This window comes from Aeromonas sp. 600282, from assembly GCF_049175755.1.
GTDB classification, from domain to species: domain Bacteria; phylum Pseudomonadota; class Gammaproteobacteria; order Enterobacterales; family Aeromonadaceae; genus Aeromonas; species Aeromonas veronii_A.
Map to the genome: position 1 here is coordinate 50,361 of NZ_JAAKVR010000015.1, position 12,030 is coordinate 62,390.

Genomic DNA, 12,030 nt, shown 5'->3' on the forward strand with positions numbered 1-12,030 from the left:
CAGTACCCTATACCAATCGTGATTATTCTTGATCCAGCTTCTTCTCAAGCTTGCTTAACCGCTTGTGCATCTCTTCGATACGCATCACCCGGGCGGCGGTCTTGCGCCACTCTTTATTGGTTTGCAGAGGGATGCCGGAAGAGTAGACACCAGGCTCGGTAATGGGTCGCATCACCATGGCCATACCGGTGACGGTGGCCTGGTCGCAGATCTCCATATGCCCGTTAAAGACGGAAGCGCCGCCAATGATACAGTATTTGCCGACCTTGAGACTACCAGCCATCACGGTAGAGCCCGCCACGGCGGTGCCGTAACCGATCTCCACGTTGTGGGCGATCTGGCACTGGTTGTCGATGATGACGTTGTCAGCGATGCGGGTATCTTCCAGCGCACCGCGGTCAATGGTGGTACAGGCACCGATCTCGACCCGGTTGCCAATGGTCACTCCGCCGAGCTGGGGGATCTTGATCCACTCGCCACGCTCGTTGGCGTAACCGAAACCATCGGCCCCGATCACTGTGCCGGATTGAACCAGACAGTCGGTACCCATGGTCACATTGTGATAGAGGGTGACGTTGGCCCACAGCCGGGAGCGGGCTCCCAGCCGGGTATTTTTGCCAACAAAACAGCCCGGGCCAATGCGTACATCGTCACCCAGCACGACGCCGGATTCGATCACTGCATTGGCGCCGATGGCCACTCTCTCGCCCAGTTGCACGTCAGCCGCGATAACGGCGCTCGGATGAATATCCGTGGCCGGCTGCGGGGTGGTGTCCAGCAGTTGAGCTACCCGGGCAAAGCCCACATAGGGGTCTTTGAGCACCAGGGCATTGGTGGGACAAAATGGCAGATCCGCTTCGGTAATGAGCACGGCGGTCGCCTTGCTCTGCTCCAGATAGTGCCGGTACTTTTTGTTGGACAGGAAGGTGATATCCCCCTCCCCGGCCTTTTCCAGTGTCGCTACCTTGCGGATTTCCAGGGTTCCGTCGCCATGGACCTGGGCCCCCAGTTGCTGGGCCAGCTGTGCGAGAGTGAATGCCATCAATTAGTTGCTCTTGCTTACCTGAGAAATAACCTGGCCGGAGATGTCCAGCTTGCTGGCGGCATACGGGGCGGCATTGCGCTCCAGCACCAGATCGTAACCATTGCTCTTGGCGATGGAATCGATGGCAGCCTGCACCTTGGTCAGGATCTTGTTGCGCTCTTCGGACTGACGGCGGCCGTTGTCCTGCTCAAAGGCTTGACGCTTCTGGTTGAACTCCATCTGCAGCTTGGCCAGCTTCTCCTGGTTCTGCTTCTTCTGCTCGGCGCTCATGAAGGCTTCATCCTTGCGGAACTTCTCGACCAGCTTCTGGCCTTCCTGTTCCAGCTTCTGCAGCTCACGCATGCGCGGCTCGAATTCACCTTTCAGCTTGGCTGCAACGGCTTCACGCTGGGGCAGCTTTTGGAAGACTTCGCCCATGTCGACCACGGCGATCTTGGTCTCAGCGAAGGCAGAACCCATGCCGGCAGCCATCAGTGCAAAGCTCAAACCAGCTACTTTCAACGCTTTATTCACACTTACTCCTTGTTCCCTCATGGCGAGGGCTACCTGATTTACCCGATTATGCAAGCGGCGTTAGGACCGTCTTGTTACCTGGTGAGGCACGCATACCGCGCGTCCCATCATTGAAGACCCCCACCGCATGGGTGGGGGCGAAACTCTGCTTAGAAAGTACGACCGATGTTGAAGGAGAAGAACTCGGTGCGATCCCCTTCATATTTCTTGATCGGCTTGGCCAAGGCGAACACCAGCGGCCCCATCGGCGAGAGCCACTGCAGGGAGACACCGGCAGAGACCCGGATATTGCCCGGGTTGGAGTAGTCCTGGCTCAGATAGTTGCAATCAGAACCGGCGGCGCAAGGATATGCTCCGTTGGCAAAATCGGTGCTCCAGACGGTACCTGCGTCCATAAAGACGGTGGAACGGATCTGCGGACGATAGGTCTCGGAGACGAACGGGGTCGGGAAGACCAGCTCCAGTGAAGCGACGGCCAGAGCGTTGCCCCCCACCGAGGTGTCGGAACCTTCGTAGTAACCAGTTTCACACGGCTGAGAACCCGTGCAACTGCCAGCACCCGGCTTGTTGTAGGTCTTGTAGATCGCCTTGGGACCAATGGTGTTGCTCTTGAAGCCACGCACCGTATCGAAACCACCCGCATAGTAGTTCTCGAAGAACGGCAGCATGGAGTCATCGCCATAGCCGTTACCGTAGGAGACACGACCCTTGCCGATCATTACCCAGCTGTGATCCGCATCGAGCGGGAAGTAGTGGGCATCCTCGGCTGAGAGCTTGTAGTACTGCAGCTCCATGCCCGGTACGGTCACCTTGGCGTTGATACGCTGACGATCGCCAGAAGTCGGGAACATCCCCTTGTTCAGGGTAGAGCGGGTCCAGCCAGCGGTGACATCAACGGTCACGAAATCGAGGTTGGAACCATCCTGTGAGTAAGCATTCCAGAACTGATCCATCTGTACCGACTGGCGGTTATCATTCCACTGATCCCAGCAGTAGGTATTGCCATCAGTATCCGGATTGTCCTTCAGACACTCCTGATAGTTCTGGGCATTGAATGACGGACGGCTCAGCTTGGTGCTCTCGATACCGGTACTGAAGTCGAGACGGTTGAACTCATTGACCGGGAAGCCGCTGGAGAGACGGAAACCGATGGTTTCATTCTCGTAATCAACGATATCGGCATCATCGGCGCGGAACTGGTTGTAGTAGACCCGACCACCCAGGCTGACACCATCCACGGTAAAGTAGGGGTCGTTGTAGCTCAGATCGACGTTCTTGGAGTAGTCGTTGGTGCTGGCGTTGATGGAGACCTTTTTACCGGTACCCATAAAGTTGTCCTGGGAGATCCCCGCCTGCAGGCTCAGACCCGATTCGGTGCCGTAACCGATACCGGCGTTGATGGAGCCTGCTGGCTGCTCCTTGACCTTGAAGTCGAGGTCAACCAGGTCATCATTGCCCGGCACCCGCTTGGTGTCCACTTCTACACTCTCGAAATAACCGAGACGGTTGAGACGGCTCTTGGACTGCTCGATGTTGTCGGAGGAGAGCCAGGTGCCCTCCATTTGGCGCATCTCGCGACGCAGCACCTGATCTTCGGTGGTGGCGTTACCGCTGAAGTTGATATTGCGCACATAGACACGGGGGCCCGGCTCAACGTTGACGATCAGCTCCACTTCCTTGGTTTTGTCATTGATCTGCGGGAAGGTGACCACTTTCGGATAGGCGTAGCCGTAACGGCCGAGGAACTTGGAGAGCACCTCTTCGGTATGAGTCACCTGACTGGCAGAGTAGGTGCTGCCGGCAGCAATCGGGATCAATCCCTTCATCTCGCCACCGCGATCGATCAGGTCACCCTTGAGCTGGACACCGGAGACCTTGTACTGATCCCCTTCCTTGATGTTGAGGGTGACATAGACGCCCTTCTTGTCGGGGGTCATGGAGACCTGGGTAGACTCCTGCTGGAAGCGGATATAGCCGCGATCCATGTAGTAGGAGCGTAGGGTCTCGATATCACCGGCCAGTTTTTGCTTCTGATAGCGCTGGTCGGCGGTAAAGTTCCACCAGGGCACTTCGTCGCGCAGGGAGAGTTGGGCAATCAGCTTCTCTTCAGGGAAGACGCTGTTGCCGACGATGTTGATCTGCTGGATCTTGGCCGCTTCACCTTCCACGAAGGTGAACTTGAGGTCGACCCGGTTGCGCGGCAACGGGGTGACGATCGCCTTGACCTTGGCGGAGTATTTACCCACGCCATAGTAGAAATCTTCCAGTCCCTTCTCGAGGGAAGTGAGCACGGTGCGATCCAGCGGATCGCCCACACGGATACCGGAGGACTCCAGACTCTGGGTCAGTTGCTCCTCTTTGATATCCTTGTTGCCAGCAAACTCGATGCTGGAGATGGTCGGACGCTCCTTGACCATCACCTGCAGCACCTGGCCGTCACGGTAAACCTTCACATCCTCGAAGTTACCCGAGGCATAGAGCTTTTTGATGGCGCTGGCCAGAGCCACGGAGTCGACGGTATCACCGACCCGGATCGGCAGGTTCAACAGTGCGGCACCCAGGGTCACCCGTTGCAGACCTTCGACCTGGATATCTTGCACCACAAAAGAGGCAGGGGCCGCCTGGGCCAGGAAACTGGCACCCAGCAGGCAACTCAACACCAATGCTTTTTTAACAGCCATTTTGTTCTTATGTGTCCTTGTTGATGCTCTGGCCTCAGAGGCGAGCGAAATCGTTAAACAGCGCAATGCCCATCAATAACATCAGAATGGCGGCGCCGATCCTGAAACCCACTTCCTGTATTTTCTCTGATACCGGCTTGCCGGTGACCGCTTCGATAAGGAAATAGACCAGATGGCCACCATCGAGCACCGGCAGGGGGAATAGATTGATAATCCCCAGGTTGACGCTGATCAGCGCCAGAAAACTCAAGAAATAGACCAGACCATAGTCGGCACTGCTGCCGGCGCCCTTGGCAATGGAGATGGGGCCGCTCAGGTTGTCCAGCGACACGATGCCACCGATCAACTTGCCAATCATGTCAAAGGTGAGCGTGATCAGGCTCCAGGTCTTGTCCGCGCCATGCCACAGCGCCTGCAAAGGCCCATACTGTAACAGAATTCGATATTCATCCGGTAATGGAACCAGTTGCGGTGAGAGACCGACGAATCCCACCAGCTTGCCCTGCACCTTGCGGCTATCCGGGGTCAGGGTCACGTTGAGATCACTGTTGTTGCGCTCAACCACCACTTGAAGGGGTTCGCCCGGTGCCTGCTGCACCAGTTCGACAAACTGGGCCCATGCGGTAATAGGCTGATCGCCGACCTGTTTGATACGGTCACCGACCTGCAGCCCCGCCTTTTCACTGGCACTCTTGGCCACCACTGCAGCCACGACTGGCAGCACTTTGCCACTCAGGGGGACGATCCCCAAGCTGCCGATAGGCGACTCTTTATCCGGATCGAAGGTCCAGCCGGTCAGCGACAAGGTTTTATCGGTGGCATAGCTGGTATTGGGTGCCTGCACCTTGAGAGTCACTGCATCATCACCCAGATGACTTATAAGAGCGTAGGTGACGCTCTCCCAGTCACCGGTCAGCTCATCGCCGACCCCGACAATCTCCATCCCGGGCAGCACACCCGCCTCGGCCACGATGGATGCCGGACGCACTTCACCGATCACCGGCTTGACGCTCGGCACCCCGATGATAAACATCAGCCAGAGGGCAAACAGGGCAAACACGAAGTTGGCCATGGGACCTGCGGCGACAATCGCCATCCGCGCCCAGACACTCTTGTGGTTGAAGGCATACTGCTCGTCACCGGGCTTGAGTTCATCGACCCGGCCATCGAGCATCTTGACGTAACCACCGAGCGGGATCAGCGCCAGCACATATTCGGTGCCATCTTTACCCATCCGGCGCCAGATCGCCTTGCCAAAACCGATAGAGAAGCGCTCAACCTTGACGCCACAACGACGGGCCACCCAGAAGTGACCAAACTCGTGCACCGCGACCAGCAGGCCCAGCGCAACAACAAAAGCACCGATATTCCACAACACACCGCCCATCAGCCAAGCTCCTCAATCAAAGTGTGAGCACGGGCTCTTGCCGCACCGTCCAGGGCAAACAGATCATCGAGCGAGCCGACGGCGCTGCTCTCCAGCGCCAGCATCACTGCCTCGTTGATCCGGGCAATATCCATAAAACCGATGCGCCCGGCCAGGAAGGCGGCAACCGCCTCCTCGTTGGCCGCATTGAGCGCAGTAGTCGCCGCTTGTCCCTTCTGGCAGGCATTGATGGCCAGCGCCAGACAGGGGTAGCGATCATAATCAGGCCGGATAAAGCTGAACTCTCCGACACTGAAGAAATCCAAAGGTTCCACACTGGAGGGGATGCGATTGGGATAAGCCAGCGCATGGGCAATGGGGGTACACATATCCGGATTGCCAAGCTGAGCCAGCACGGAGCCATCCTTGTACTGCACCATGGAGTGGATCACCGACTGCGGGTGGATCACCACCTGGATCTGCTCGGGCGCCGCATTGAACAACCAGCGCGCCTCGATGTACTCCAGCCCTTTGTTGATCATGGTGGCGGAGTCGACCGAAATCTTGGCCCCCATCGACCAGTTGGGATGAGCGATAGCCTGCGCCGGCGTCACCTTGGCCAGCTCGCTGATCTCGGTGTAACGGAACGGGCCGCCAGAACCGGTCAGCAAAATCTTGCTGATCCCCGCCGCCGCCAGATCACAAAAACCGGGCTGGCGCTGCACGGCAGTCGGCAGACACTGGAAGATGGCATTGTGTTCGCTGTCGATGGGCAGCAGCTCGGCACCATGCTCGCGAACGGCCTCCATGAAGAAAGCACCGGACATCACCAGCGCCTCCTTGTTGGCCAGCAAAATACGCTTGCCGGCACGTACCGCGGCCATGGTCGGGGCCAGTCCGGCCGCACCGACGATGGCGGCCATCACGCTATGGGCGTCGGGGTGAGCGGCAACCTCGCAGAGGGCTGCTGCACCAGACATGACCCGGGTCGCACTGCCGTGCGCTTTCAGACGGGCAGCCAGTTCACGGGCGGCATCCTCATCGACCATCACGGCAAAACGGGGGGAGAATTCGAGGCAGTCCCGCAACATGGCATCCACGTTGCGGGCGGCGGTCAACGCCAATACTTGCCAACTGCCCGGGTTATGGCGCAGCACTTTCAAGGTACTCTGACCAATGGAGCCAGAGGCCCCCAGAATAACCAGTGACTTGTGCATCAAAGCTCCTGACTGAGTAGCAGATAACTGAGCAGAAACACCGGCAGGGCGGCGGTCAGGCTGTCGATCCGGTCGAGAATGCCGCCATGACCCGGCAACAGGGTGCCGGAGTCCTTGATGCCCGCCTCGCGCTTGAACATGCTTTCGGTCAGATCGCCGAGTACGGAGGCTAGCACCGCCAGCAGAGAGCAAAACAGCACGGTGATCATCTTGGCAGGAACAAATCCCATCGACCAGGTGACACCGATGGCCAGCAGGCTGGCGGTAAAGAGGCCGCCGCACATCCCTTCGATGGTTTTGCCCGGACTCACAGCCGGTGCCAGCTTGTGCTTACCGAACGCCTTGCCGAAAAAATACGCGCCAGAATCTGCCGCCCAGACCAGTCCCATCACGAACAACAGGATCCAGGCGCCCATCATGGGGTCATGGTAAAAGTTGTAACCACGGATGGCGACCAGCGACCAGAAGAAGGGAACCAGGGTCACCAGACCAAACAGGGACTTGAGCCAGAGAGACTCTTTCCACAGCTTGGCGCTTTGGGGATAACGCAGCACCAGCAGCAGACCCAGCAACCACCAGCTTACCGCGGTCCAGAGCACGCCCATCACGAGGGGGTGCAGGTGAGGCGTCCAGAGTTGCTCCACCGGCAGCCAAAAGAGGCTGGCACCGAGCAACAGACAAAATACGATGGGTAACCATTGCTGCGGAGCAGCAGAGACAAAGCCGCTCCATTCACGGCTGGCCAACAAAAACACCAGCGCTGCCAACAGGGCAAAAAATTTCAATGGCAGAAAGAAGAGCGCCCCCAACACCAGGGGGATCAACATCAAAGCAGTAATAATTCGTTGTTTTAGCAAAAGAAACCTCTCTCTTGGGAGCGGGGTTTAGCCGGTCTGCTGCTCGGCGATCAATTCCCGTATCTGTTCACCCGTGCAACCGAAGCGACGCTCGCGGGCAACGAAAGAGGCAACCGCCTCACTGAACTCGGCCTCGTTGAAATCGGGCCACAATACCGGGGTAAAATAGAGCTCTGCATAGGCGAGCTGCCATAACACAAAGTTGCTGATGCGATGATCGCCACCGGTACGGATCAGGAGATCCACCGGCGGCAGGTCGGCCATACACACTTCGCGACCAAACATGGATTCATCGATGTCATCGGCGGCCAGTTCACCGGCAACAACCGCGCGGGCCAGCTTGCGAGCCGCCTGAGCGATATCCCACTGGCCGCCATAGTTGGCCGCAATATTCAGGGTCAATCCCTTGTTATTGGCGGTCAAGGCTTCCGCCTTGGCGATTTTGGCCTGCAACCGATCACTGAAGCGAGCGGTATCGCCAATCACCCTGAGCCGGATCCCGTGACTGTGAAGTTTGTTCACCTCGCGGCCCAGCACGGTAATGAACAGCTCCATCAAGGCGCTGACTTCCCCTTCCGGACGACGCCAGTTTTCGCTGGAGAATGCAAACAGGGTCAATGCCTCGATCTTGGCTCGCGCAGCAAAGGTAACGGCCTCGCGCACTGACTTGACGCCCGCCTTGTGGCCATAAACCCGCATCTTGCCTCGGTTCTGGGCCCAGCGACCGTTACCATCCATGATGATGGCGACGTGACGGGGTAAAGACGAGTTGGCACAATCACCCAACGCAGCCAAAAGCGACATGGTTTTCTCCCACAAAGACAAAAGCGCCGTGCAGGGGCACTACACGGCGCTCGTAATATACCTTTCAGGCGCTTAGATTTCCATTAGCTCCTTCTCCTTTGCAGCAAGAGCCTCATCGACCAGCTTGATGTAGGAGTCAGTCAGTTTCTGGATCTCTTCCTGGGCGCGACGGTCGTCGTCTTCGGAGATCTCTTTGTCCTTCAGCAGCGCTTTCAGGTCGGCGTTGGCATCGCGGCGAATGTTGCGCACGGCAACACGGGCGTTTTCCGCTTCGGCACGGACGATCTTGGTCAGGTCGCGACGGCGCTCTTCGGTCAGCGGCGGCAGCGGCACGCGCAGGGTCTGGCCATTGCTGGAGGGGTTCAGGCCCAGATCGGAGGTCAGGATCGCCTTCTCTACCGCCTGGATCATGGAGCGGTCAAAAATGGAGATGGAGAGGGTGCGAGCATCTTCTGCCACGACGTTGGCCAACTGTTTCAGCGGAGTGGCAGCACCGTAATACTCAACCTGGATGCCGTCGAGCAGGCTCGGGTGAGCACGGCCAGTACGGATCTTGGACATCTGGGTCTTGAGTGATTCGACACTCTTGCCCATACGCTCCTTGGCGTCGTTTTTAATCTCGTTGATCACAGCGGTTTTCCTTTTGGCGAACGAGCCGCCATGCGGCTCGCATCTATATTATTTGCTGACGTAATGGATCAGGGTACCTTCCGGCTCACCCATGATAACCCGGCGCAAAGCGCCCGGCTTGTTCATGTTGAACACCCGGATCGGCAGATCATGGTCACGTGCCAGAGTAAAAGCAGCAAGATCCATCACCTTGAGCTCTTTTTCAAGAACTTCATCATAACTCAATTCATGGTACAGCACGGCATCCGGATTCTTGACTGGATCTTCGTTGTATACACCATCAACCTTGGTGGCCTTGAGCACTACATCGGCTTCGATCTCGATCCCGCGCAGGCAAGCCGCAGAATCGGTAGTGAAGAAGGGGTTGCCAGTACCGGCAGAGAAGATCACCACTTTGCCTGCACGCAGCTGGCTGATTGCCTCGGCCCAGCTGTAGGAATCACAAACCCCTTGCAGGGAAATGGCAGACATCAGACGGGCATTCACATAAGCACGATGCAGAGCATCACGCATGGCCAGACCGTTCATCACGGTTGCCAGCATACCCATGTGGTCGCCCACCACGCGGTTCATGCCCGCCTTGGCAAGACCGGCACCACGGAACAGGTTGCCGCCACCGATGACCAGACCGACCTGAACACCCAGCTCAACCAGCTCTTTGATCTCTTGGGCCATCCGCTCCAGCACTGCCGGATCAATGCCGAAACCCTCGGATCCTTGCAGGGCTTCACCACTCAACTTCAGAAGAACACGTCTGTATGCAGGTTTGGGATTGGTACTCATGTCACTGATTCCTGGTCATATAAAGACCGCGACATAAGTCGCGGTCTGGGGAAACGGAAAAACCGGTTCGATTAGGCCTTTTGAGCGGCCGCGATTTGGGCTGCAACTTCAGCAGCGAAATCGGTCTCTTGCTTCTCGATGCCTTCGCCCACTTCGAAACGGGTGAAGGAGACAACGTCAGCGCCTTCTTTCTTCAGCAGCTCGGCAACAGTCATGGAAGGATCTTTCACGAACGGCTGACCAGTCAGGGAAACCTCACCGGTGAACTTCTTCATGCGACCTTCAACCATCTTCTCGGCGATCTCTTTCGGCTTGCCGGAGTTGATGGCGATGTCGATCTGGATTTCGCGCTCTTTGGCAACGACTTCAGCAGATACATCTTCAGGCTTGACGAATTGCGGGCTGTTGGCTGCAACGTGCATGGCCAGATCTTTGGCCAGTTCGTCGGAACCACCGGTCAGCTTGGTGATAACACCGATGCGGGAACCGTGAACGTAGGTGCCCAGGTTGTCACCTTCAACCAGCATCACGCGACGCAGGTTCATGTTCTCACCGATCTTGGCGATCAGGTTGGTGATGGTCAGCTCTACGGATTCGCCGTTGCCAAAATCAGCGGCTTTCAGCGCATCAACGTCTGCGATCTTCTGGGTAGCTGCGATCTCGACGATCTTCTGACCCATGGCCAGGAAACCGGCATCCTTGGAAACGAAGTCAGTCTCGCAGTTCAGCTCGATCATGACGGCAACGTTGCCTTCGGTACGGGCGAAAATCACACCTTCAGCGGCGATACGGCCAGCTTTCTTGGCGGCTTTGGCCTGACCGGATTTACGCATGTTCTCGATGGCCAGCTCGATATCGCCGTTGGCCTCTTCCAGTGCTTTTTTGCAATCCATCATGCCAGCGGCGGTGCGCTCGCGCAGTTCTTTTACCAGGGCGGCAGAAATGTTTGCCATGTCCAGTATCCTCGGTCTTGAATTGACAAGAAACAGGGGCCACAAGGGCCCCTGCTAACCAATTACATCAGCTTGGTTAATAAGGGCTTTGCAGACCTTATCAATTACTCAGCTTCAACGAAGCCATCTTGTTCGGCTTGAACAACGATGTCCTGCTCGCGAGCTTCCAGTACGGTGTCAGCAGCAGCATTCAGGTACAGCTGTACGGCACGGATAGCGTCGTCGTTACCCGGGATGACGTAATCAACGCCGTCCGGGTTGGAGTTGGTATCAACGATGGAAACTACCGGGATACCCAGGTTGTTGGCTTCTTTGATAGCGATGTGCTCGTGGTCGGCATCGACAACGAACAGAACGTCAGGCAGGCCGCCCATGTTCTTGATACCACCCAGGCTCTTCTCCAGCTTTTCCATTTCGCGAGTACGCATCAGCGCCTCTTTCTTGGTCAGCTTCTCGAAGGTACCGTCCTGGCTCTGGGTTTCCAGATCTTTCAGGCGCTTGATGGACTGACGAACGGTTTTCCAGTTGGTCAGCATGCCGCCCAGCCAGCGGTGGTTAACATAGAACTGGTCGCAACGCTCAGCGGCTTCTTTTACGGCTTCAGACGCGGCACGCTTGGTACCTACGAACAGTACCTTGCCTTTCTTGGCAGCTACGGAGCTGATGAAGTTCATGGCATCGTCAAACATCGGAACGGTTTTTTCCAGGTTGATGATGTGAACTTTGCTGCGGGCACCGAAGATGTAGGATTTCATTTTCGGGTTCCAGTAACGAGTCTGGTGACCGAAGTGAACGCCGGCTTGCAGCATGTCGCGCATAGAAACTTTAGCCATTTTATACCTCTATATTGGGGTTAGGCCTCCACACATCCCATATAACCGACCCGTTAAGGCACCCCGGCATATGTGTCGATGTGTGTGTGTTGTTTAAGTAAGGGTGATGAAATCGGGACGCAAGTTCCCCATTCCGGCGCGCTTTATACCATAACTTTGTTCAGGACACCACCGGCCGACACTCTAAACAGGTGTAAATCTGGATCCCGCCAGAGGAGGTTGCGACTGCCATTTGACGCTGTGATGACAATCACACTGGAAGTACGCGGGGGTTGCGGATAAAATTTTGGCCTGATTGCAAACGCATCTATTTTTCATTACCTGATTGCCGGACATCGATAGATGCGC

At 56.8% G+C, this 12,030-nt stretch carries 11 protein-coding genes; all 11 read right to left on the reverse strand.

Annotated features, from left to right (window positions below):
- Positions 1–22: 22 nt before the first annotated feature.
- A complete protein-coding gene (gene lpxD / locus G5137_RS14710) occupies positions 23–1,042 on the reverse strand; it encodes a UDP-3-O-(3-hydroxymyristoyl)glucosamine N-acyltransferase (RefSeq protein WP_005338561.1) in 1,020 nt (339 codons plus the stop codon).
- Between the two features lie 3 nt (positions 1,043–1,045).
- Positions 1,046–1,558, reverse strand: a complete 513-nt coding sequence (locus tag G5137_RS14715; RefSeq protein ID WP_005338563.1) for an OmpH family outer membrane protein — start codon at positions 1,556–1,558, stop codon at positions 1,046–1,048.
- A 149-nt stretch (positions 1,559–1,707) separates the two neighbouring features.
- On the reverse strand, positions 1,708–4,239 hold the full coding sequence (gene bamA / locus G5137_RS14720; RefSeq protein ID WP_204385182.1) for an outer membrane protein assembly factor BamA: 2,532 nt from the start codon (positions 4,237–4,239) through the stop codon (positions 1,708–1,710).
- Positions 4,240–4,273: 34 nt separating this feature from the next.
- Positions 4,274–5,626, reverse strand: a complete 1,353-nt coding sequence (rseP, locus tag G5137_RS14725; protein ID WP_266134120.1) for a sigma E protease regulator RseP — start codon at positions 5,624–5,626, stop codon at positions 4,274–4,276.
- Positions 5,626–6,822: a 1-deoxy-D-xylulose-5-phosphate reductoisomerase gene (ispC, locus tag G5137_RS14730; protein WP_005338569.1), complete on the reverse strand. Its 1,197-nt coding sequence runs from the start codon at positions 6,820–6,822 to the stop codon at positions 5,626–5,628. The genes rseP and ispC overlap by 1 nt, the downstream gene beginning before the upstream one ends.
- On the reverse strand, positions 6,822–7,679 hold the full coding sequence (locus G5137_RS14735; RefSeq protein WP_421255606.1) for a phosphatidate cytidylyltransferase: 858 nt from the start codon (positions 7,677–7,679) through the stop codon (positions 6,822–6,824). The genes ispC and G5137_RS14735 overlap by 1 nt, the downstream gene beginning before the upstream one ends.
- Positions 7,680–7,706: 27 nt before the next feature.
- Positions 7,707–8,483: a polyprenyl diphosphate synthase gene (uppS, locus tag G5137_RS14740; protein ID WP_421255607.1), complete on the reverse strand. Its 777-nt coding sequence runs from the start codon at positions 8,481–8,483 to the stop codon at positions 7,707–7,709.
- A gap of 72 nt (positions 8,484–8,555) precedes the next feature.
- Positions 8,556–9,113 (reverse strand): ribosome recycling factor, encoded by a 558-nt coding sequence (gene frr / locus G5137_RS14745; protein ID WP_216951882.1) that lies wholly within the window; start codon positions 9,111–9,113, stop codon positions 8,556–8,558.
- A 48-nt stretch (positions 9,114–9,161) separates the two neighbouring features.
- The gene (gene pyrH, locus G5137_RS14750; protein ID WP_005343782.1) at positions 9,162–9,896 is read right to left on the reverse strand and encodes a UMP kinase; all 735 of its coding nucleotides are present in this window, start codon (positions 9,894–9,896) and stop codon (positions 9,162–9,164) included.
- 71 nt (positions 9,897–9,967) lie between these two features.
- On the reverse strand, positions 9,968–10,849 hold the full coding sequence (gene tsf / locus G5137_RS14755) for a translation elongation factor Ts (RefSeq protein WP_005343781.1): 882 nt from the start codon (positions 10,847–10,849) through the stop codon (positions 9,968–9,970).
- 104 nt (positions 10,850–10,953) lie between these two features.
- Complete coding sequence (rpsB, locus tag G5137_RS14760) at positions 10,954–11,682, reverse strand: 30S ribosomal protein S2 (RefSeq protein WP_204385178.1); 729 nt, start codon at positions 11,680–11,682, stop codon at positions 10,954–10,956.
- Between the last annotated feature and the right edge of the window lie 348 nt (positions 11,683–12,030).

Bases quoted from the DNA above. Each gene is read 5' to 3' on its own strand.
- uppS (WP_421255607.1), bottom strand. From the start codon at position 8,483: ATGTCGCTTTTGGCTGCGTTGGGTGATTGTGCCAACTCGTCTTTACCC.
- rpsB (WP_204385178.1), bottom strand. From the start codon at position 11,682: ATGGCTAAAGTTTCTATGCGCGACATGCTGCAAGCCGGCGTTCACTTC.
- rseP (WP_266134120.1), bottom strand. From the start codon at position 5,626: ATGGGCGGTGTGTTGTGGAATATCGGTGCTTTTGTTGTTGCGCTGGGC.
- ispC (WP_005338569.1), bottom strand. From the start codon at position 6,822: ATGCACAAGTCACTGGTTATTCTGGGGGCCTCTGGCTCCATTGGTCAG.
- pyrH (WP_005343782.1), bottom strand. From the start codon at position 9,896: ATGAGTACCAATCCCAAACCTGCATACAGACGTGTTCTTCTGAAGTTG.
- tsf (WP_005343781.1), bottom strand. From the start codon at position 10,849: ATGGCAAACATTTCTGCCGCCCTGGTAAAAGAACTGCGCGAGCGCACC.
- bamA (WP_204385182.1), bottom strand. From the start codon at position 4,239: ATGGCTGTTAAAAAAGCATTGGTGTTGAGTTGCCTGCTGGGTGCCAGT.
- lpxD (WP_005338561.1), bottom strand. From the start codon at position 1,042: ATGGCATTCACTCTCGCACAGCTGGCCCAGCAACTGGGGGCCCAGGTC.